The organism is Staphylococcus sp. FSL H8-0121 (genome assembly GCF_038008425.1).
In the GTDB taxonomy this organism is placed as follows: Bacteria; Bacillota; Bacilli; order Staphylococcales; family Staphylococcaceae; genus Staphylococcus; species Staphylococcus pasteuri.
In genome coordinates, this window is sequence record NZ_JBBOZB010000003.1 from 64352 (window position 1) to 87006 (window position 22655).

Genomic DNA, 22655 nt, shown 5'->3' on the forward strand with positions numbered 1-22655 from the left:
CTTTTTCACACAATTTATACACTTTTAGTTTTATACATAAGATATAAGAAATAAGGTGCTCCAATAATAGCGACTATAATACCCGCTGGTACGCCAGTTGGTTCTAAAATAACTTTACCAAAAGTATCTGAGAATACTAATAGGAATGCGCCAACTAGTACTGCTATTGGTAAAAATAATTGATGACGTGGACCAACGATTCGTTTAGCTATGTGTGGTCCCATTAATCCAATAAATGATATAGAACCAGCCACTGCAACAGCTACTGAGGAAAGTACGACTGCAACAAAGAATAACACCATACGTTCTTTGCCCACTTTAACGCCTAATCCTTTAGCTACATGTTCGTGTGTATTAATAATATTAAGTTCATTAGATTTATAAAATAAATAAGGTAATATCACAATAATCCATGGTAAAAAGGCAGCGACGAATATCCATTCATCTCCCCATATATTACCTGCAAACCATGTAGCAATAAATTCAGATTGATCTTCATCAAATTTTGACATTAAAGTGATTGAACCGCCATATAATGCAGTTTGCATACCTACACCAATTAATACCATACTTGAAGGTGTGACACCATTTCGCTGATTAATACTAAACATAAATATAACTAACGCAGTTGCTACACCACCTATGACACTAATAATTGGTAATACATAGACAAAATTGTCAGGTTTTATTTGTCCTATCGTAATAAATAAGGCAATAGCAAAACCACCACCAGCATTAATACCTAAGATACCTGGTTCAGCTATCGGATTTTTCGTGACACTTTGAACAATTGCGCCACTCATACTTAAAGCAGCTCCTGCTAAAATAGTAATCAACATTCGAGGCAGTCTAAAATCCACCAAAATGAGTGTATCTGTATAGTCACCCTGACCAGTCAATATTTTAAAGAATTTACTTACTGGTATATTATATTCACCGGAGGCCACGCTCCACGTACAAGCTAAAAAGACTAATATTACAAACGTAATAAACGTGATGATTTGTTTGCGTCTTAACTTACTGTCTATCATATAGAACGTCCCCCTCTTTTAACTAAATATAAGAAGTAAGGAACGCCAATAAATGAAATAATTGCACCTACAGGCGCGCCACCTAAATATCTTGCTAACATATCAGCTACTAACATTAAAATACCACCTAATAAAGCAGTCAGAGGTAACACTTTAGCATAATCAGTTCCAATTAAAAATCTAACAATATGTGGCACCATTAAACCTACAAATGCAATTTGTCCTACCATTGAAACAGCGACACCAGCAAGTATCATTGATAAAACTAATATCACAACACGAATTACTGTTACATTTTGTCCTAAACCTTTAGCTAAAGATTCTCCCAAGTTTAATATCGTTAATTGTTTACTCATCGTAAGAATAATAAGTAATGCAATTATAATGATAGGCGCAGTCCATATAATTTGAGACCATGTTGTACCTGATACACCACCGGCACTCCAAAATGTAAGAGATTGGTTTAATCTAAATATGAGTGCTACACCTTGACTTAATGCTGTTAACATAGCACTTACAGCTGCACCAGCTAAAATAATACGCATAGGATTAAATCCGTCTTTTCTTGAGCGGCCAATCATTAATACAATTGTTCCACCTAATAATGCACCAAGAAATCCTGCAATCATTAGTAATGTAAAAGGCGCTTCTGGATAAAAGGCATATGTCAGTGCTAATCCGAATGAAGCGCCAGAGTTTAATCCAATTAAACTTGGATCTGCCAAACTATTTTTCGTTACGCCTTGAATAACTGCACCTGCAACGGATAAAGCCATACCTACTAATATAGCACCTAAATCTCTAGGTATTCTAATTTCACTTATTACATTGTGTTGTTGGTTTTTTGGATTATAGTTGAAAATTGCATCTATTATAGTTGGAATATTAATTTTGGCATCACCATATAAAATAGATAAAAATAGCGCTATTGCTAGCACTATTATTCCACCTATTAAATAAGAGATAAATTTAACATTGCCCTTTTTGCTTGGATTTAACATTATATTCATACCTTTTCTATATGATTTATATTTATCTATTACTTTTTATGATGAGTATGATTTATTACATAAGTCATAAGTAACTAATAGTGGTTTACCTGTTCTAGGATCTTCACTTAATACAACATCAATGTTAAACACTTGCTCTAAAATGTCTTTAGTTAGTATTTCATTAGTTTCTCCATTAGCTATAATTTCTCCTTTTTTCATAGCAATAAGATGGTCTGAGAAACGGATAGCTTGGTTAATATCATGTAACACCATAATAATGGTACAACCTTGTTCTTCATTTAATTTTTGAACCAATTCTAATATTTCTAATTGATGAGAGATATCTAAATAAGTTGTTGGCTCATCTAAGAAGATAATATCAGTACGTTGTGCTAAAGCCATTGCAATCCACACACGCTGTCTTTGACCACCACTTAAGTCATTGATTGAACGATGTCTAAATTCTGATGTTCCAGTAACATCCAATGCCCAATTAATTTCTTTTTTATCTTCTTCAGATAAACGACCAAAGCCTTTTTGATGTGGAAATCGGCCATATGAAACCAATTCGCCTACTGTTAAACCATCAGCAACTTCTGGTGATTGTGGTAAAATCGCTATTTTTTTAGCGATTTCTTTCGTAGATTGGGAATGAATACTTTCTCCATCTAAATTAATTGATCCATCTTTTACGGATAGTAAACGAGAGAGTGCTTTTAATAAAGTAGACTTTCCACAACCATTTGGTCCTATAATTGATGTCACTTTACCATCAGGAATCTCAACATCTAGATTATTTATAATAGTCGTATCGCCATAACCAATTGTTACTTGTTCACCATTTAAACGACTCATAATTCCCCTACTTTCTAAAAAATTACTTTATATTCAGAAAAGATAACTGTACTTTTATATTTTTAATATCAATGTAATTGATAATCATTATCATAATGGTTATTATAACATTTCCACTATTTTTTGACTAATAAATTCATGATTTATTATAAATTGTCAATTAAAAAAACCACTTTAAGTTAACTAGAATGACTTAAAGCGGTCTTATAAATACTTTTTTATTCGTCTATCAAGAATCCATTTCCATATACATCTCTCACATCATGAATAACAAGGAATGCTTGATGATCAATATTTCTAATGATTTTTTTAGCACGTGATACTTGTGTCTTAGTAATAACTACATAAAGTACATCTTTCTCTTCTCGAGTATAATATCCATGTCCATTTAAAATAGTTAATCCACGACCAACTTGTTCGTCAATCGCTTTAGCCACTTCTTCTGGTTTACTTGAAATAATCGTCATCGCTTTCTTAGTATTTAAACCTTCTATTACATATTCCATGACCTTAGTACCTATATAAAGTGAAATAACTGTAACTAGTGCACGATCTATTGAAATAACAGTTAAAGAAATCACTACTACAATTAAATCGAAAAATAATAAAGCATAAGGTGTACTCACATCTAAATATTTATGTGCAATTCTAGCTAAAATTGTTGTTCCAGCCGTAGTTCCTCCAGCTAAAACAATTACTCCAATACCTAAACCAACACATGAGCCACCAAAAACTGCATTGACAATGACATTGCCTGTTTCAATATGCCAAGAATCAGTTAAACTTAGGAATACAGAAATTAGGACAGTTGCTACAATGGTCAAATACATACTACGTTTACTTAAAAACTTATATCCTACAACAATTAAAACTGCATTAACTACAAAGTTAACTATGGCTGGAGATAAATGGAAAGCATAATATAAAACAATAGCTAAACCAGTAACGCCACCTTCACCTAAATTACCAGAAATGATAAATGCATTGACGCCTGCTGAAAAAATAAATGATCCAATTATAACTAAGATTAAATCTCTTACTAATCTCTTCAAGCAACCACATCCCTATTATTATTTTTTTTTATGATTAACAAAATGTTAGCACACGCACATATCCTCCTACAACACCGCTTCTATAAATAATTCGTATTTTGAGTATTTTATGTTTAAAACCATAATTTTTATAAGTAAGAAACTTCATTTTAATTACTGAGATGAGTGTGTTAACTAAATTTTAAATTTTCAGAATTTTTAATTTACTTTTCACTATTTCTTTGTTATACTTACATTAACTTCTTTAGTAAAGAAGTTATCTCCTTTATGTTGTTTATAGTAACAAAACAAATTTTGCTCGAAGTACTGTAACAGTACCTAGTCCTTACCGTTACAAGTACATTAATATTCATTTCCCATAAAAGCCAAGTATAAGAAGTGTGTCCTCACTTACTATACTTGGCTTTTATCATGATTCCTTATTTTATTTGATATAAAATACACCTCCCATTTTGGAAAGTCATCCCAAAATAGGAGGTGTTATCAATTTATCTTACCAAGCAAATAAACCTACAAATGCAGCTGTTAATAATGAAACTAAAATACCTGCTAATAACATCATAGGAACATATTTTGATACAAAATCTGATGTTTTCTTGTCTACGATACCTTTTAACGTACCGATAATCATACCAATTGTGGAGAAGTTAGCAAATGAAACTAAAAATGTTGAAATGACTGCTTTATGATGTGGTGAAAGTGTGTTAATCGTTTTAGACACTTCACCCATAACTACAAATTCGTTTGTAACGATTTTTTTCGCCATTTGTTGTGCAACTAACCAAGCTTCATCAAAAGGAAGTCCAAGTAATAATGCAAATGGATACATAAATACACCTAGAATTTGGTTTAAACCAAAGCTACCTTTTAATCCCATTAAATGACCAATACCACCAGTAATTAAATTAATAAGACGATCGGCTAAATCAGCTAATGCTACGAAACTAATGACAAAAGCAATGATAATTAATACTAACTTTCCTGCTGCTAATACAGAATCACCTAGGAAAGAAAAGAAAGGTTGTTTTTCAATTTCATCATTTTTAATACTGTAAATAATATCTTCTTTTTCATCCACAGTAACTGGATTAAGAATTGATGCAACGATAATTGCATTCACAATGTTTAAAGGAATAGCAGTCAATACTAATTCACCAGGAATCATTTGAACATATGCACCAACAATCGCACCTGAGATTGAACTCATTGACATCATAGCTACAGTTAAGACGCGCACTTCATTCATACGTTTCAATTGTTCATTAGACACAGCTAATGCTTCAGTATTACCTAAAAACATCATCTCAATTCCAAAGAATGATTCGAATTTAGGTTGACGTGTAATTTTAGCGAGTAACCAACCAATTGCACCGATTAATTTTGGAAGGATATTAAAATACATTAATATATCGAACAGCGGTACAATTAAAAGAATCGGGAATAAAGCACTTACTGCCATATCCATTTGTTTATTAGAAACAAAACTATTAAATGCAAATCCTGTACCTTCATTTGCTGATTGTATAACCCAGGAAATTCCATTTGCTGCTGCTTTAATTCCAGTTTTCCCCCATGGAAAGTATATAAAGAACCAAGCTAGGAATAAGTTCAATACGACTAAAATAATAATTGATTTCCATTGTATATTTTTTCGTGATCTTGAAAATAATACTGCTATACCAAGGAAAACAATTAACCCAATGATATTAATCAATAAAAACATCTAACACCCACCTATTTATTTAATTTTCCAAAAAACGTTTTTTGCTAAAGTAACAACTTATTAAATATGTATAACTCTATGACAAAGTGAATTGTCACTCCCAAAACAGAGTATAGATTATTGAATTTATTATACCATTTGTAAAATTGACTTAAAATAAATATTTTCATTATCAACTTGAATTTCATTAACACATCATGACATATTATTTGTAGGAATAAGAACTGAAGTTTCCAATAGTAGTGTAAGTTGAGTCATATAAAAATTTTTATACATAAGGAATTTCTTTAATTTAGTTTAGTGATGTTTATTAAATTACACGAAAGGTCCTTATTTTTTCATGGTGTTTTCCAATGTATAAATACGTAGTATTTATGGCGAGACTCTTGAGGGAACAGGACAAGCTGAAGACTACAGGCTGAAGCTGTCCCCTAAGAAAGCGAGCCGATAATACGAAGTATTATAAATAAAGAAGCCAGTAAATGAGTTTTTTTGGATAAACTCATTTACTGGCTATTTTTCTAGGATTTATGTCCCAGCCTCATTGATCTTAATCAGCAAGCTTTTGAGATGTGACAAAGTGTTTATATTTTTCATGTGATGTCATTAATTCACTATGAGTACCTTTACCTGTCACTTGACCTTTATCAATAAAGATAATTTGACCCGCTTTTTTAATTGTAGAAAGTCTGTGTGCAATAACAATTGTTGTACGACCTTCCATCAATGTTTCTAAAGCTTCTTGAATTTTCAACTCGCTCTCGCTATCTAAATTAGCTGTAGCCTCATCAAGCAAGAGAATATCTGGATTTTTAACAAAACTACGTGCAATATCAATACGTTGTCTTTGGCCACCAGATAGCTTAAGTCCTCGTTCACCAACTAACGTATCATATCCTTCATCAAACTGCATAATAAATTCATGACAGTTTGCTAATTTAGCATATTTTGTAAGTTCCTCATCAGTTACAGTACGATTCACACCATATAAAATATTGTCTCTTATCGTACCACTCATCATAGAATTAGATTGCATAACATAACCAATTTTTGTACGCCATTTAGATAATGGAATATCAAAAATACTAGTTCCATTATAAGTAATGTCACCACTTTCTATGTCATACATGCGTTCAATTAAATTAAAAATGGTACTCTTACCAGAACCTGAAGGCCCTACAAATGCACTTACCTGCCCTTGAGGAATATTAAATGAAACGTTGTCTAAGATAGGTTTTACATCATATTTGAAATTGACATTATCAAACGAAATTTCGCCATCATGGATTTCAATATCTTTTGATTCTTCTAGAGCTTCAGTTGGTTCGATAGGTTCTTGCATAATTTCATAAATACGATGACTTGCTCCGACAGCTTTTTTATAATCTGTAATTAATGTTGATAGATTGATTAAAGGCATAGATAATTGTATTACGTAAAAAATCATCGCAATTAAAGTTCCGGCAGTAATAGCGCCTGTCGCTATTTCTAATGCACCAAAACCAAGAATAATAGCGATTGTTAACAACATCACTACACCAGAAATAGGTTGTACAACAGCAGAAATTTTAGCTTGTTTTAAACCTAATCGATAAATTTCATTTAAATTAGTATGAGCGTTATCTAATTCTAGTCTTTCCGTATTAGACACTTTAACTAATCTCATTTCAGTTAATACACGACCAAGTAAACCACTAAAGTTAGCAATTTCAGTTTGTGTATTAGTTGAAATTCTCTGCATTACTTTACCTAAAGGAATCATAATAAGTACAAAAATCGGAATTGTAATAAATGTTAATAACGTCATTTTCCAATCCATGATAAATAACATAACTAATGATCCTAATAAAGTTAATACAGAAGGTAATAAATTAGGTAGCTTTTGAGATATAAATTCATTTATCACCTTTGTGTCGTCTGTTAAACGACTCATCAGTTGACCACTTTCGTTCTTATCAAAAAATGGCATTTTTAATTGAATGATATGTTCCCATAATAATGAACGGATATCATAAATCATCTTTTCACCAATTTTACTTAGTAAATATAATCCTACACCACTTAAAATAGCGTTAAGTAAGAAAATACCACCAAAAATGGCTACGAGATTCCAGTTCATAGTGCTTACTGAGAATTTATCTACTAATCTCCCAGTAAATAGAGGAACTAATAATCCACTCAAACTTCCTAATGAAGTAATAATAACTGCCGCTATGATTAACCCAATTGGCCAAGTGAGCCGTTTAAATAAAAAGAATAAAGGGTTAGTTTGTTTCATAATAATACCTCTTCTATTAAAATTCATATTTCAAATTCTGCTCAATCTTACTAAAACATTCTGACATCCCAAATAATCAGTCTTTATCAATTATAATCAAATATCAAAAATTTTAAATCATACATATACCTCTTAAATAATGTGTATGATAAAATATGTTAGTCGAAAATAACAGATAAAGGAAAGAAATCATGAAAAAAATCTTTATACTCATTATAACTATGTTCTTCGCAATACACATTATAACACCTTTTGCTAATGCAGAGAATAATGATATTACTCCAGTTCAAGCTGCAAACGAAGGTGGATACAATGTAACCGAAGTATATCAACCTGAAAGTGCTATTAATGTTAGTCAAAATGGACAAATTTTATATGAATATAATAAAGACAAAAAATGGTATCCCGCTTCTATGACTAAATTGATGACGATGTATCTCACTTTAGAAGCGGTAAAAGATAAAAAACTATCACTAAATGATGAAGTAAAAATGACTAATCGCGAATATCAAATGTCTACACTTCCAGAATTAAGTAATACCAAACTTTATCCAGGTCAGAAATGGACTATTGCAGATTTACTTCAAATTACTGTATCCAATTCAAGTAATGCGGCTGCTTTAATTTTAGGTGAACAAGTATCAGGAAATGTAAATGATTTTACTGATTTAATGAATAAAAAAGCCAAAGAACTTGGAATGAATGACACCCATTATGTTAATCCAACAGGAGCTGAGAATTCACGTTTAAAAAGTTTTGCACCTTCCAAATATAAAGATACTGAGAATAATACAACAACTGCTCGTGATTATGCTATTTTAGATCAACATGTTATTAAAGATACACCTAAAATATTACATTTCACAAAACAACTATCACCAACGACACACGGTGTGACGTACTATACATTTAATCATTCATTAGATGGTGCTGATATGAGCTTACCAGGAACAGATGGTTTAAAAACGGGTTCAAGTGATACAGCAGATTACAACCATACAATTACTACCAATCGCCATGGTTTTAGAATTAATCAAGTCATTTTAGGTGCTGGGGACTATAAACATGTAGGCGGAGAAAAACAACGAAATATGATGGGTAACGCACTTATGGAGCGTTCATATAATCAATACAAATATGAAAAAATATTATCAAAAGGAAAACAAAAAATTAACGGTAAAACATATTATGTAGAAAAAGATCTTTATGATGTATTACCAAAAGACTTTTCTAAAAAAGATTATAAATTAGTAATCAAAAATGGAAAAGTACATGCTGACTATGACCGTCAATTCATAACAAAACAAGATGGTCCACCTTCAGTATCAGTGCATAAACCGATTGTACACGAAGCGACAACAGTTGCTAAAAGTACATGGAAGACACACCCTATCATTGCAATACTTTTTGGTTTAGGTATAGTTATTGTCCTAGCCATCGTAATTCACCTTATTCTTCAAGCTATTCGTAAAAAATAAAAAGAAGGACGACGTCTTGGCTAAATGCCATGACAATCGTCCTTTTTATTATATAGGAAATTATTTAGCGTCTTTTCCATATAATTCTTGTTTGATTTTTGTTGTAGAAATACCTTCTGTACGGTTAAGATAAATCACTTCACATTTATCTTTTAAGAAATCAAATTCACCTTCCCAGTCGTGTCCCATAACGAAAACATCGACATCGAAACGTTCAACATCAATTTCTTTTTGACCCCAACCATCTTCTGGTATAACTAGGTCTACATAACGGATTGATTCTAACATCATTTTACGTTGGTTATAGTCATAATATGATTTTTTATTTTTCACTTGGTTGAATTCATCAGTAGATAAAGCCACGATAAGATAATCTCCCATTTCACGTGCTCTTCTTAATAATTCAATGTGTCCATAATGTAATAAATCATATGTACCATAAGTAATTACTCGTTTCATGATACGTGATTCTCCTTAACTAAATATTTAATGAAAATTTATATTCTTAATGTAGCATAAATTATTAACGCTTACCATTAATTAAACAAAAAGTAATTCTTTATTTAAAAATTAAATAATCTTTTCTTATGATTTATTTAGTATTTGTTTTAATTTTTGTTTACTTGAAAATGCTGATTTTTTTGGAAATATTTGAGCCAAAAATCGAATATATCCGGGTCTACCAATTCCCACCTCTAATAGAGCACGTCTCCATTGATGATATAGAGGCTTAGTCCAATGTGTCGCACCTTGTTCTACCGCTTCTACTATTCTAAACATGGCATCTCCAGAATAATGTGTCTCTTGCATCAATTTAATATACTGCGTCACACTTTCGATAAATGATGATGTAATAGCGCTATTTTTTAATAAATGCGCTTGAATTAAATAACTTACGATTAAATTATCCATTCGATAACTATAGTATGTTTTCTCATTCATTAGTAATAACAATTCCATTACACGTTGACGTACTTTCATTGCATCTTCCATATAAGGTAAAAATGTATCTGCACGACGATCTGTAACTGAACCTTCTCGCTCATTATAACCATATGCAATAATAGACATGAGATTAATATCACGTGCTTTTGAATATGCTCTCACCATAAAAGTATGTTCTTCGCAAAATACAACATCTTCATCAAATCTTAGTGAAGCAAAGCGAGCACTGAATAGTTTCCCGCCTGGTCCAATCGATTGTAGAATTTCAGGATTACGTTCTAATGTAACCACTTCATCTCTTTTAATTTCCTCATGTGTTGGAAATACTTTCCATTCACCATGAACATCTCGTCCAATTTGACCAATTACAATATCCGTTTCACTGTGATTCTCAAATGTTTTTGTCATGGCATCAATACGACTCGGTAAATACTCATCATCCGCATCTAAAAACATAAATGCCTCTGTATCATCGTCCATCGCTGCTAAGCCTACGTTACGACTTCTAGCAGCGCCTTGATTATCTTGATGTATTACCTTAATATTTGGATATTCCTTTTGCAATTCAGTTAATACTTGTTTTGTGTTATCTGTAGAGCCATCATTGACACAAATAATTTCAAATTCAGCTTCTGTATCAATAGAGGTAATAGCCCTTCTAATTGTATCCTGTCCATTATATACAGGTATAATAATAGCTAATTTCATTCTTTCACCAACTTATCTATATAATTTATAACTTGATTCAATGTTTCTTTAGTATTATATTTATGCCAATTTTTAAATAACGGCTTTAATTGATTATCTTGTTGTTGAATTTTAGTAATTAATTCTTCCTCTGTTGCCACTTTATATTCATTAGGAATATCATAATAAAATTGATTAAGCCCTCTAACATGTTCATATTCTGTTTCGTCATAGACGTAAAATAGTGTTGGTTTATTAAGTAAACTTGCTTCTATCGGAATAGAGCTATAATCACTAATAATGATATCAGCCATAATAAGCAATGATGTAGTATCAATGTCTTGTGTTGTTCCATGGTTAGAAATTGATGGATGTAAATGACTTATTAATGTATATTCAGGCAATTGACTATTGAAATGTTCCTTATTAATTTGGCGATTTTCTTGATGATTTTCTCTATAAGTCGGCAAGTATACTGCTAATTTACCTTGAATACCATACTGATCTTTCAATCTTTTTTGAGCTTTGTTTATATCTGTTTTTAAATATTTATATAATCTTGGAAGACCAAAACGTAACATCTGAGAAGGTTGCGCATCAAATGATTCATTAAAACAATGCCCCATTTCATCGGCACCAATCAAATAATAATCTGTTGCATTATACACACGTTTATATTGGTTTACTACACTAGGATTATTTAAATCAACTTGATGATCGGTTAATCCAAAATCTTTTAATGCTCCAGAAGCATGCCAAGTCTGAATCACTGTTTGATTTTGCTTTTTATGGTATGCGCCCATCATTAAATAATACGTATCAATTAGAATCACTTTTGCTGTACTTAAAGCCTTAATGTGTGCAATAACATTCTTATTACCTGCCTTGATATATGTGACATTAGGTAAATCTTGAATATGGTGACGGTGCTTATCAGTAGTAATCACTGTTAAACGATAACCTTTAGCACATAATCTCTCTATAATCGGCAACATATCATTAGGAAAAGTCATCATTACAACTATGCTTTTCTGTTTAACCTTGAATCCTCTAAACAGCAAATTAAATATAGCAATAACGCACATATATATTTTTTTAATTAAAACTCTCATCTTTTCACCGTCTTTATACTGATTTATTGTTATTTATAAATTATAAACGATTCCTACTTTGATAGAAAATAATTATCCTTTCTTTACATTTAACATAAAAAAACAGACCAACCTTTAAAGTCAGTCTGCTTTACTCTTCAAATTACGATATTCCCTTATAAGAAATCTGCAAAATGATCTCTATATTTCTTATGAAGGATAGAACCTAAAACAAAGAATACCAAAATAACCACGACGTTATATAGTGCCATTTTCCAATGATCAATGAAGTACCATTGGTGGAATAAAATAGCTGCACGATATGATTCAGCGATAAAATACACTGGATTGAACATCATAATTTTATGAACAATACCACTCACACCGTGATCTTTAGGTATCCATAAAATTGGAGACATATAAAATAGTATTCTCATTAATGCTTGCATAGCCATTTGAGTATCTCTAACTAAAATACCTAACGTTGATGTAAATAATGCAACAGAAGCAGTTAATAAAAACGCAAATGGTACATAAAGGAATAACTGAATAATATGAATAGATGGGTAAATACCTCTAAACATACACGCTATAATAATGATTAAAAGCAAGCCAATATGTCCATAGAATCTACTCGTTACTATATAAGTAGGAATGATAGACATAGGAAAATTCATCTTAGCGACTTGATTAAATTTTTGTGATATAGATTTGGTACCCTCGAGTACACCTTGGTTAATAAAGAACCACATACTAATACCTACAAGTAACCAAAATACAAATGGTATACCATGTACAGGTGAATTACTTCTAATTCCCAATCCGAAAACTAACCAATACACCATTATTTGTAAGGCTGGGTTTAAAAGTTCCCAAGCAATCCCTAAATAGTTACTATGGTTAGATATTTTAATTTGGAATTGAGCAAGTCTTTGGATTAAATAAAAGTTTTTGATGTGTTCTTTAAATACAGTTACAACTGCTGACATTGAATTAAACCACACTTTCAAACATTTAATATATTTATATACAATTGATAAATGAGATAAAATGAATCAGACAATTCTTAAAGTAATCTCAAATTAAAAGAATGCTTATACTAATTAACATAAAATATGTAAAGTACGCGCTTAAGAATTAATGATGTTATATCTCAAACTCATTGTTTTTAATATGGAATTTTGTTTTATTCGAATGAAGCATTATAAACAAATTTATTTCAGTGTAAGAAATTAGTTTATTATATCTTCATCTTATTATACAATCATTTAAGTTATAAAACACAATTAAGCATTTTACAAGATTATTGTTTGATGTATATTAAGTCATTTTATTATAAGACATAACTCCTATAGACATTTACAAAATATTAAACAAAATCTTCTGTTCACTTTACACTAGGTTAATAAATTTAACAACTGATGTGTTGTATATTATAATCTATATAAATGCAATTAAGGAAGGACTAATTATGAGCGTATCGGTAAATATAGAACATGTAACTAAAGAATATCGTATATATAGAAATAATAAAGACCGTATTAAAGATTCACTAATACCGAAAAATAAAAACAAAACATTTTTCGCACTAGATGATGTTTCTCTTCAAGCACATGAAGGTGATGTCATTGGTCTTGTTGGTATAAATGGTTCAGGAAAATCCACATTAAGTAACATGATTGGTGGTTCGTTATCTCCTACTTCTGGTAATATTGATCGTAAAGGTGATGTTAGCGTTATAGCTATCAACGCTGGTTTAAATGGTCAATTAACTGGTGTAGAAAATATTGAATTCAAAATGTTATGTATGGGGTTCAGACGTAAAGAAATTAAAGAATTAATGCCACAAGTTATTGATTTTAGTGAATTAGGTGAGTTTATTTATCAACCTGTTAAAAAATATTCTAGTGGTATGCGCGCTAAACTCGGGTTTTCAATCAACATCACTGTAAATCCTGATATTTTAGTAATCGACGAAGCATTATCTGTAGGTGATCAGACTTTCACACAGAAATGTTTAGATAAAATTTATGAATTTAAAGAAGCTAATAAAACTATATTCTTTGTTAGTCACAACATACGCCAAGTTAAAGAATTTTGTACAAAAATCGCGTGGATTGAAGGCGGCAAACTTAAAGAATTTGGTGAATTAGATGATGTTTTACCACAATATGAAAAATTCCTAAAAGAATTCAAGAAAAAATCAAAAGATGATCAAAAAGCATTTAGAAGAGACTTAGACGCTTCTCGATTTGTCGTAAAATAATTTACCCATTAGATTTATATCGCTATTTTTAAAGGCAACCAATGAGTGTTCGAACTAACACATTGGTTGCCTTTATTGTATTTCATATATCAAGTAATTTTTAATGTTTTCTCTTTTGTTTAGCAATTTTTATCATGAATTTGGGAATACTTTTTAATCTGCCAAGACGTTTCCAATCAATTAATAAACGATATATCCATTCAATATTGAATTTTCTAAAGAATTTAGGCGCACGCTTTTTAGCTCCACTAAATACTTCAAAAGAACCGCCTACTCCCATCATAACAGTGTGTTGGAATTGTTTGCTATGTCGGGCAATCCATTTTTCTTGTTTTGGATACCCCATACCCACAAAAATATAATCAGGATCAAAAGTATCTATCCTTTTAATAACTGTTTCATCTTTTAAATTAATATAACCATGATGATGCGCAAAAGTTACTCTTGGATATTTAGCCTTTAATTGTTGTTCTGCTTTTTCAATAATTTCATTTTTCGAACCTAAGATAAATACTTTTTGTTGATTTGCATTGGCTATTTTTAAACATTCTTCTAATAACTCTATTCCTGGAATTCTGTGCGGTAATGGTTGCTTTAATCGATGAGATGCTTTTACTATACCTGTACCATCAGCTATAACATAGTCCGAACTATTAATAAGCTGTTGATAATCTTGGTGTTCTGATGCATAGTCTACAATTTCAGGATTTGCAGTAACTATAAACAAATTATGAGATGTTGGTGTTGTGAAAAATGTTTTAATATTTTCAACCATTTCTGACATTGTTACATGGTCAAAATATACACCTAAGATATTAACCTTTTTACTATTCTGCTGACCCTTAAATGTCATAAAAGAAATCTCCTATCCTACTTGGTCAATAACTCTATATAATGTTGCCAAGTATTATCCTATATATCAAAATTGTTTTAATTCTAACTAAAATGTACGATTATTTTAACACATCACTCAACATTCTAGAAAATTTTATTTAAACACCTATATATTCTTCTAATTTAAGTCTTAAGTCTAAAAGCCAATTTCTAAACAATAGATTATAATGAATATTAAAGTATCAAATACTTATAGATTTACTCAAACAAGTTATTATCTATAAATGGAGCGTTAATATGTCAAAAATCGAATCATTTTTAACTACACACATTCAATTAAATATATTTATCATTTTTTTTATTAGTATTATCTATATCGTCGTCCACCAAAATCGTTACAAACACTACTATCGTTATTTCGCTATTGTACTTAATTATGTTCCTGTACTCACACACGAATTTGGTCATGTACTCTTCAATAAACTCTCTGGTGGTCGTGCTAAAGATTTAGTTATCGTTACGCTTCCTTCTGAAAGAGAAACGACATTACAACAAGGATACGCTATTACGCAATCGAAAGGTTATTTAGGACAATGGATTACCACTTTAGGCGGTTATATTATGCCCCCGTTAATGTTATGGTTAGGTGTTTTAACTGCATATTATAATCATCCTAGCTTTTTTATTATGTTTTATTTAGCTATATTTATTTATTTCCTAATTCTAACTTCTCGTAAGCTGTCACCTATTCTTATTATTATAGTCATGTCACTATTATTATATATACTTTTCCAATACGATGATTTAATGATTACTCACCAAATAGTGGTTTATAGTTATCACTTTATTTTAGGAGTACTGTTAGGTGAAGTACTACAATCATCGTGGACTATTTTTAAATTAACATTCCAAAAACCTAAACCTAGTTGGGATGGCAGTACACTAACACAAATCAGTAAAATCCCAACAGTATTTTATAGTCTAGTTTGGATTTTTATTAATTTATATGCCGTTTATTTATTAATCAAATTATCATTTTTCTAAAAATAAAATACAAATATTAGCAACATCACTATATAAAAAAACTTGAGTCTTACTTTTACATCTAATTTTCAGTGTATAACACCAAAATAATGTACTAGACTCAAGTTTTTTATATTATTTTTCAGCAAAAATATTCATTGCATTTTCGTAACTTAAAATAGTTATAACTTCATTTCGTTTAATAATAATCACTTTATTCGTATCATCTTTCGAAACGACTTCAACTTCATTTCCAATAGAAATATCTTTACTTGAAAGGTATACCAACAATTCAGTTTTATCTCTGACACGCTTAATAGTTAACATATCACCTGGCTGAAATTCGAGTATTGTCTTCGTGTATTTCTCTTTATAATGGTGATCTCTAGGTATAACACCACCATGCGGGCAAGTCTCAGGGTAGTCTAAAATTTTGTCTAAACGTTCTACGAATAAATCTGAGATTCTATGTTCAAGAATTTCTGCTTCTTGATGCACTTCTTCCCAATTGTATTTTAAAATCTCTATCAAAAATAACTCGAGTAATCGATGTCTTTTAATAATATCTAAAGTGAGATTTAACCCTTCTTCTGTTAATTTAACACCCTTATATGGTTTCGTTTCTACATAACCAGATTTTTCTAGTCTACTTACCATTTCACTTACTGAAGGTGGCTTTATATTTAAAAATTGAGATAATTTTTTATTTGATACGAAAGATACATCGCCGTCATTCGTCAATATAGATTTGAGATAATCCTCTTTTTCTTCAGTTAACATCATTTCACCTCACATATATTCACTTTATTGTATCACGAATCTACTTGACATGTTAAAACTTCTCAGTTTATTATAAAATAAATTAGGTTAACCTAAACTTTTAATTAGGAGGTGTTAATATTTGCTAGAAGTTAAGAATTTAAATCTATTTCTAGGTAATAAACATGTTTTAAAAGACATCAATTTTAAAATTCCTATCATCGGAGAAATTATAGGAATTATGGGACCTAATGGCGCAGGTAAATCTTCTATGCTCAAATCATTAACAGGAGATTTTCATGCATCTGGTACTCAGTTATTATATGAACGTCCAATACATAACCAATTGAAACGTATGACTTACATACCTCAAAAATCAAATATCGACTTAGATTTCCCCATTAATGTTGAAAAAGTTATCTTATCCGGATGCTATGGAGAGATAGGTTGGTTTAATCGACCGAGACATGATACTAAAGTTCAACTCAAACATTTATTAGAGGATTTAGATTTAACGTCATTAAGACATAAACAAATTTCAGCATTAAGTGGTGGACAACTTCAGCGAGTAATAGTCGCAAGAGCACTTATGTCTAAAAGTATGCTTTATTTATTCGATGAGCCTTTTATTGGAATAGATTTTAAAAGTGAACGTTTAATTATAAATAAAATTAGACAACTTAAAGCTCAAGGTAAATTAATTCTTATCGTACACCATGATTTATCTAAAGCATCACATTATTTTGATCGAATCATGTTACTTAACCAAACATTAAAATACTTTGGTAGTACTGAGGATGCACTCAATAATGACACCCTTTTAAATGATACATTTTTGTCACAATCACCTCGTCAAAGTTTAGAACGAAAGGAAGTGACCCAGTCGTGAATGACTTTTTAGCTCATATATTAAATTATCAATTTTTAAATAGGGCTTTAATTACATCGATGATTGTTGGCGTAGTATGTGGCACTGTCGGGAGCCTTATTGTTTTAAGAGGTTTGTCATTAATGGGTGATGCAATGAGCCATGCAGTATTACCTGGGGTGGCATTATCTTTCCTTTTTGGAATACCTATGTTTATTGGCGCATTAGTGACAGGAATGGTTGCCAGTATTTTAATTGGTTTTATTACTTCTAAAAGTAAGACCAAACCTGATGCAGCAATTGGTATAAGTTTCACCGCATTTCTCGCATTAGGTGTTATATTAATTAGTTTAATTAACAGTACAACAGATTTGTATCATATTTTATTTGGTAATTTACTAGCAATAACACATACAACATTCTGGACAACGATTATCATTGGTCTATTTGTTTTATGTCTTATTGTAATATTTTATCGACCTTTAATGATTTCTACTTTCGATAATACCTTTAGTAGAATGAATGGCTTAAATACGACAGCTATACATTATTTTGTCATGTTGTTACTTGCTCTAGTAACTGTTGCGAGTATACAAACAGTAGGCATTATTTTAGTAGTTGCGTTATTAGTAACACCCGCTTCTACTGCATTCTTAATATGTAAACATTTATATAGCATGATGGCAGTAGCAAGTTTTATAGGTGTTATTAGTTCAATTATTGGACTTTATTTCAGTTACATATACAACGTACCTAGTGGTGCCGCTATCGTTCTTTGTACTTTTGCTATTTATGTCATCACCTTAGGTATTACAACACTTAAAAATAAACAGAAAAGAGGCGTTGTTTAAATGAAAAAATTAATACCTTTATTACTAGCATTCTTTATTATCTTAGCTGGATGTGGCCAGTCGCAAGATGACAAACAGGATGGCGATAATCATAAATTAAAAGTAGTTACAACAAATTCAATTTTATATGACATGGTTAAAAATGTTGGCGGAAAACATGTTGACGTCCATAGTATCGTACCTGTAGGACAAGATCCTCATGAATATGAAGTCAAACCTAAAGATATTAAAAAGCTAACCGATGCAGACGTTATATTTTATAATGGATTAAATTTAGAATCTGGAAATGGTTGGTTTAAAAAAGCATTAAATCAAGCTGGAAAATCTATCGACGACAAAAAAGTCATTGCTGTATCTAAAGATGTTAAACCGATTTACCTCAACGGTGAAGAAGGCAATAAAGATAAATTAGATCCACACGCTTGGTTAAGTATTGAAAATGGTATTAAATATGTTAAAACAATTCAAAATAGTTTAATCAAGCATGATAACACTAATCAACAATATTACAAAGATCAAGGTCATCAATATCTTTCTAAACTAGAAAAATTAAACAAAGACAGTAAAGATAAGTTTAATGACATCCCTAAAGAGCGACGTGCCATGATTACTAGTGAAGGTGCTTTCAAATATTTCGCAAAACAATATGATATTAAACCAGGATATATTTGGGAAATTAATACTGAAAAACAAGGTACACCATCACAAATGAAACAAGCTATTCAATTTGTTAAAGATAACCATATTAAACACCTTTTAATAGAAACTAGTGTAGATAAAAAAGCAATGCAAAGCTTGTCTGAAGAAACACATAAAGATATTTATGGCGACGTATTTACTGATTCTATCGGTAAAAAAGGTTCAAAAGGTGATTCATATTACAAAATGATGAAATCAAATATAGATACGATTCATGGTAGTATGAAATAATATTTTAAATTCACTTGTTCAATATATACAACGACTTAATATAGTAGATGGCTGGGATAGAATGACTATGTGATTTAAATACCCAGCCACCCTATTAAGTCATATCTTGATAACTAATAGTCTCATATCGTGCGTGAATTTTATATTATCCTCCTAAAATATAAAATAGTTCTCTCACGCACGATATGGTGGTGTTAGTCTATCTCATCTCATTTATGTAGTGGGCTTATACATTATTTAATCTCCCATGCGGTAAAGGTAATATTTCATCCCCCTTTACCAGTAGTTTTAATAAGACAGTTTATGTAAAATAGGTTCGTTTTTTTCTCGAAAATTTTCAATCCTAGTATACTGACTGTCAATGTTATAAAGTCATCCCTAGTACACATAGGAAAAAAGCTCGTGAGGATCATCCTCACGAGCTTCCCTATTTTTATAATGATTCTATGACATACTATCAACGATAACCATTTCATCGTAATTAATAGATTCTCTAAGTTTTAATGCAGTGCCTTCAGTAACTTCTTCGTCTTCTATTAATTCTCTAAGTATACGTCTTTGTTCACGCAATGCATTGAGTTTTATACGTGTTAACGTATTTTCGCTTGCAGAATTAAAGAAATTGTTTGGTGTTAAGTTATCTATACGCATTAAATAACCATCACAAATCATACCTACTTCTAATTTGTTATCATTAGTAGCTTCTTGTCCTAATCGTTTAACCACATTATAGTGAACCATCTTGTTAATTTTAACAAGTTCTAATAAGTTATCTGTAACGCTTAATGAAGATGCTGAATTGATTGTTGTTTTCACACGACGTTTCAAAAGCATACCTCTAAATAATACAATGAGTCGACGTATTAATGAAGCTTGTCGATATACTTGTGTACGTTCAGCATAACGCATATAGTTTTCCAAAATACTATTAGTGATATCTCCGTCATCAACTAATTGTTCCAATGTTTTCGTTTCTACATTAAATGCAATTTTTTGAAGCCTTTCAAGTTCTTTAGAGTTTTCATCATCTTTCTCTACTGATTTTAAGAATGTTAATTTATCATGATATTCCTTAATCACGTTACCATATCGATAACTTGTTTCAAAAGTTGATCTTTGATTTAGGTAGTCTATAACGTGTTCTAAAATGTAAATTCTTGCCTCTTTGAAATTCATACTACCTACTTTTACTTCAGGCGCATTAGCAGTTACAAATGGTAATAATAGTTGAGCAGCAACTAAACTTATAATAACCATTCCTGAAGCAATAAACAACAAATCGTTGCGATAAGAAAAATCTTGATGATTAGCTAAATAATACGGTAGTGTCAACGCAATGGCCAGTGAAATTGTTCCGTGAACACCACATAAAGTCATAATCAAAGCATATAAACTTCGCTTAGGTGGCTTTTCTGTTGTGTTATTGCCATCATCGTCTTGACTAATCATTTTTTGGAATGGACTGACTGATAAATAAAAATAAGGATATAATACATAAACCCATAAAAATCTAAACAGATAAACAGCCAATGCTACGAGAACAGTTATGACAATTAAAAAGATCAAATTGTGTGGTTCTGTTTTAATAATATTAATCACAACTTCAGGAACTAAAAATCCTAATATTGAAAATACAAAACCGTTTAAGACATATCCCAAAATATTCCATGTATGGTTATAACTCATTTGTAATCTTGTACGCGTTTGTGCAATTCTATCACGTTCAAAGCCGTGAACTAAGCCTGCTAACACTGCGGCGATAATACCAGAAGCATGGAATAATTCTGCCACTAAATATGTAACGAATGGTGTTAATAATTGAATAAACGTAAACATATTAATGTTTTCTATTCCACGGCGCATTAACGTCAATCTAAAACGAACTAATGCCATTCCAATAAGCAATCCTACAATTGCACCGCCTATAGAAGCAACTAGAAATTGCTCAATAGATTCCATTATTGAGAACGTTCCAGTTACAAGTACTCCAACTGCAATTTTAAATGAAATGATACCGGCAGCATCATTTAATAATGATTCACCTTCTAATATCGTCATTGCACCTTTAGGTAACACTTTCCCATTTGTAATTGCTTGCACGGCAACTGCATCAGTAGGACATAAAATTGCTGCTATGGCAAAAGCTGCACCCGTTGGTAATTCTGGCCATATCCAATGAATGAAAAATCCTACGCCCACTACAGTAGTAATAACAAGACCTAACGCCATCATCATAACTGGTTTTATATATTTTCTTAAATGGACCCTTGAGACATTAACGCCTTCTACAAATAGTAGCGGTGCGATAAGTGCGACCATAAATAATTCCGAATCAAAATTAAACTCAACAGGAATTGGAGTGATAAATAATAGCATACCTAAAGCAATTTGAATGAATGCTAATGGTACTTTCGGCATAAACGTATGAACAAATGAACTAATAATAACAACGCCGACAAATATAAGTAATGTTTCAAATATTTCCAAACTTTCACCTCTTTAATAAATTATTTTTGGGATGAAAATTAAGTAAAAAATAATGGAATTGATGTACTTCAGGGGTTAAATAAAGTAGAAGCGATTATTAAATAAAAAGCAAAACGTATATAACGGCATAATTGAATCCATTTGATAATTAAGCAGTAAGAATTCAATTAAGTTATCACAAATTGGTTTTATCAATACATCAATAATATAAATATTAATTGAAAAGTAAACACATAGAGTCTAAACGAATTTTATGATTTTGGAATGTTAAAGTACTGCACTGGTTAACAATAACGTCCAATATCAAAAGCCCAAACGTCACACTTTAAAGTTCCAAACTCATAAAACATTTTTATCACTTTCCAATAAATAACTACTTTAATTCACAATTTTCCTTGTTCAATATTTTATCATTATTTTACATAATACTTAAATAAATCGCACCTTTATTTCTCATATTTTTCTGACAAATATAAAAGCAATTAAACACTTATTTTTTAAAGTG

19 protein-coding genes are annotated in these 22655 nt (G+C 30.8%); 6 read left to right on the plus strand and 13 right to left on the minus strand.

Translation table 11 applies throughout. The features are described from left to right. Positions 1-14: 14 nt before the first annotated feature. The 6 genes from LFT63_RS10590 to LFT63_RS10615 all read right to left on the minus strand — a co-directional run bounded on the left by LFT63_RS10590 (position 15) and on the right by LFT63_RS10615 (position 7931). The gene (locus LFT63_RS10590) at positions 15-1031 is read right to left on the minus strand and encodes a FecCD family ABC transporter permease (protein WP_017637212.1); all 1017 of its coding nucleotides are present in this window, start codon (positions 1029-1031) and stop codon (positions 15-17) included. Beyond that, positions 1028-2032: a FecCD family ABC transporter permease gene (locus LFT63_RS10595; protein ID WP_340769226.1), complete on the minus strand. Its 1005-nt coding sequence runs from the start codon at positions 2030-2032 to the stop codon at positions 1028-1030. Before LFT63_RS10595 ends, LFT63_RS10590 begins: the two co-directional genes overlap by 4 nt. Before the next feature lie 45 nt (positions 2033-2077). Further along, positions 2078-2878, minus strand: coding sequence for an ABC transporter ATP-binding protein (locus tag LFT63_RS10600; RefSeq protein WP_017637210.1), 801 nt, complete (start codon positions 2876-2878; stop codon positions 2078-2080). Between the two features lie 218 nt (positions 2879-3096). Next, positions 3097-3930 carry a YitT family protein gene (locus LFT63_RS10605; protein ID WP_029056421.1) on the minus strand — a complete coding sequence of 278 codons (834 nt, stop codon included), beginning with the start codon at positions 3928-3930 and terminating at the stop codon, positions 3097-3099. A gap of 493 nt (positions 3931-4423) precedes the next feature. Further along, positions 4424-5653: a NupC/NupG family nucleoside CNT transporter gene (locus tag LFT63_RS10610; RefSeq protein WP_340769104.1), complete on the minus strand. Its 1230-nt coding sequence runs from the start codon at positions 5651-5653 to the stop codon at positions 4424-4426. Between the two features lie 550 nt (positions 5654-6203). Further along, on the minus strand, positions 6204-7931 hold the full coding sequence (locus LFT63_RS10615) for an ABC transporter ATP-binding protein (RefSeq protein WP_017637207.1): 1728 nt from the start codon (positions 7929-7931) through the stop codon (positions 6204-6206). A 191-nt stretch (positions 7932-8122) separates the two neighbouring features. Here LFT63_RS10615 and pbp4 point away from each other — a divergent pair, with 191 nt between their 5' ends. Continuing rightward, positions 8123-9409 carry a penicillin-binding protein PBP4 gene (gene pbp4, locus LFT63_RS10620; RefSeq protein ID WP_017637206.1) on the plus strand — a complete coding sequence of 429 codons (1287 nt, stop codon included), beginning with the start codon at positions 8123-8125 and terminating at the stop codon, positions 9407-9409. Between the two features lie 60 nt (positions 9410-9469). Here pbp4 and tagD read toward each other — a convergent pair whose 3' ends face one another. The 4 genes from tagD to LFT63_RS10640 all read right to left on the minus strand — a co-directional run bounded on the left by tagD (position 9470) and on the right by LFT63_RS10640 (position 13121). Beyond that, positions 9470-9868, minus strand: a complete 399-nt coding sequence (gene tagD, locus LFT63_RS10625; protein ID WP_002451030.1) for a glycerol-3-phosphate cytidylyltransferase — start codon at positions 9866-9868, stop codon at positions 9470-9472. Positions 9869-9994: 126 nt separating this feature from the next. Beyond that, positions 9995-11062 (minus strand): glycosyltransferase family 2 protein, encoded by a 1068-nt coding sequence (locus LFT63_RS10630; RefSeq protein ID WP_340769107.1) that lies wholly within the window; start codon positions 11060-11062, stop codon positions 9995-9997. Continuing rightward, positions 11059-12153 carry a teichoic acid glycerol-phosphate primase TarB gene (gene tarB / locus LFT63_RS10635; RefSeq protein WP_340769108.1) on the minus strand — a complete coding sequence of 365 codons (1095 nt, stop codon included), beginning with the start codon at positions 12151-12153 and terminating at the stop codon, positions 11059-11061. Before tarB ends, LFT63_RS10630 begins: the two co-directional genes overlap by 4 nt. 155 nt (positions 12154-12308) lie before the next feature. Further along, the gene (locus tag LFT63_RS10640) at positions 12309-13121 is read right to left on the minus strand and encodes an ABC transporter permease (protein ID WP_029056417.1); all 813 of its coding nucleotides are present in this window, start codon (positions 13119-13121) and stop codon (positions 12309-12311) included. Positions 13122-13603: 482 nt separating this feature from the next. Here LFT63_RS10640 and tagH point away from each other — a divergent pair, with 482 nt between their 5' ends. Then, positions 13604-14398, plus strand: a complete 795-nt coding sequence (gene tagH, locus LFT63_RS10645; RefSeq protein ID WP_017637202.1) for a teichoic acids export ABC transporter ATP-binding subunit TagH — start codon at positions 13604-13606, stop codon at positions 14396-14398. A 100-nt stretch (positions 14399-14498) separates the two neighbouring features. On the opposite strand, the gene tarA is transcribed toward tagH, so the two are convergent. Further along, entirely contained in the window at positions 14499-15251 is a 753-nt protein-coding gene (tarA, locus tag LFT63_RS10650; RefSeq protein WP_340769110.1) for an N-acetylglucosaminyldiphosphoundecaprenol N-acetyl-beta-D-mannosaminyltransferase TarA, read from the minus strand. 278 nt (positions 15252-15529) lie between these two features. Here tarA and LFT63_RS10655 point away from each other — a divergent pair, with 278 nt between their 5' ends. Beyond that, entirely contained in the window at positions 15530-16276 is a 747-nt protein-coding gene (locus LFT63_RS10655) for a M50 family metallopeptidase (protein ID WP_340769112.1), read from the plus strand. A gap of 114 nt (positions 16277-16390) precedes the next feature. Here the strand turns inward: LFT63_RS10655 and LFT63_RS10660 are convergent, their stop codons facing one another. Further along, positions 16391-17035 (minus strand): metal-dependent transcriptional regulator, encoded by a 645-nt coding sequence (locus LFT63_RS10660; protein ID WP_340769114.1) that lies wholly within the window; start codon positions 17033-17035, stop codon positions 16391-16393. A gap of 121 nt (positions 17036-17156) precedes the next feature. Between LFT63_RS10660 and LFT63_RS10665 the strand changes: the two genes are divergently transcribed. From LFT63_RS10665 to mntC, 3 genes are read left to right on the plus strand one after another with little or no spacing between them, the layout of a single operon-like run. Further along, on the plus strand, positions 17157-17903 hold the full coding sequence (locus tag LFT63_RS10665; RefSeq protein WP_017637198.1) for a metal ABC transporter ATP-binding protein: 747 nt from the start codon (positions 17157-17159) through the stop codon (positions 17901-17903). Next, a complete protein-coding gene (locus LFT63_RS10670; RefSeq protein ID WP_070452610.1) occupies positions 17900-18733 on the plus strand; it encodes a metal ABC transporter permease in 834 nt (277 codons plus the stop codon). Before LFT63_RS10665 ends, LFT63_RS10670 begins: the two co-directional genes overlap by 4 nt. Next, the gene (mntC, locus tag LFT63_RS10675; RefSeq protein ID WP_340769116.1) at positions 18734-19663 is read left to right on the plus strand and encodes a manganese ABC transporter substrate-binding lipoprotein MntC; all 930 of its coding nucleotides are present in this window, start codon (positions 18734-18736) and stop codon (positions 19661-19663) included. Positions 19664-20107: 444 nt separating this feature from the next. On the opposite strand, the gene LFT63_RS10680 is transcribed toward mntC, so the two are convergent. Beyond that, positions 20108-22150: a cation:proton antiporter gene (locus LFT63_RS10680; RefSeq protein ID WP_017637195.1), complete on the minus strand. Its 2043-nt coding sequence runs from the start codon at positions 22148-22150 to the stop codon at positions 20108-20110. Positions 22151-22655: the final 505 nt, after the last annotated feature.

What these genes read in the sequence shown, in the direction of transcription:
- LFT63_RS10590 (WP_017637212.1), bottom strand. Translation starts at nt 1,031, where the DNA reads ATGATAGACAGTAAGTTAAGACGCAAACAAATCATCACGTTTATTACG.
- LFT63_RS10595 (WP_340769226.1), bottom strand. Translation starts at nt 2,032, where the DNA reads ATGTTAAATCCAAGCAAAAAGGGCAATGTTAAATTTATCTCTTATTTA.
- LFT63_RS10600 (WP_017637210.1), bottom strand. Translation starts at nt 2,878, where the DNA reads ATGAGTCGTTTAAATGGTGAACAAGTAACAATTGGTTATGGCGATACG.
- LFT63_RS10610 (WP_340769104.1), bottom strand. Translation starts at nt 5,653, where the DNA reads ATGTTTTTATTGATTAATATCATTGGGTTAATTGTTTTCCTTGGTATA.
- LFT63_RS10615 (WP_017637207.1), bottom strand. Translation starts at nt 7,931, where the DNA reads ATGAAACAAACTAACCCTTTATTCTTTTTATTTAAACGGCTCACTTGG.
- pbp4 (WP_017637206.1), top strand. Translation starts at nt 8,123, where the DNA reads ATGAAAAAAATCTTTATACTCATTATAACTATGTTCTTCGCAATACAC.
- tagD (WP_002451030.1), bottom strand. Translation starts at nt 9,868, where the DNA reads ATGAAACGAGTAATTACTTATGGTACATATGATTTATTACATTATGGA.
- LFT63_RS10630 (WP_340769107.1), bottom strand. Translation starts at nt 11,062, where the DNA reads ATGAAATTAGCTATTATTATACCTGTATATAATGGACAGGATACAATT.
- tarB (WP_340769108.1), bottom strand. Translation starts at nt 12,153, where the DNA reads ATGAGAGTTTTAATTAAAAAAATATATATGTGCGTTATTGCTATATTT.
- LFT63_RS10640 (WP_029056417.1), bottom strand. Translation starts at nt 13,121, where the DNA reads ATGTCAGCAGTTGTAACTGTATTTAAAGAACACATCAAAAACTTTTAT.
- tagH (WP_017637202.1), top strand. Translation starts at nt 13,604, where the DNA reads ATGAGCGTATCGGTAAATATAGAACATGTAACTAAAGAATATCGTATA.
- tarA (WP_340769110.1), bottom strand. Translation starts at nt 15,251, where the DNA reads ATGACATTTAAGGGTCAGCAGAATAGTAAAAAGGTTAATATCTTAGGT.
- LFT63_RS10655 (WP_340769112.1), top strand. Translation starts at nt 15,530, where the DNA reads ATGTCAAAAATCGAATCATTTTTAACTACACACATTCAATTAAATATA.
- LFT63_RS10660 (WP_340769114.1), bottom strand. Translation starts at nt 17,035, where the DNA reads ATGTTAACTGAAGAAAAAGAGGATTATCTCAAATCTATATTGACGAAT.
- mntC (WP_340769116.1), top strand. Translation starts at nt 18,734, where the DNA reads ATGAAAAAATTAATACCTTTATTACTAGCATTCTTTATTATCTTAGCT.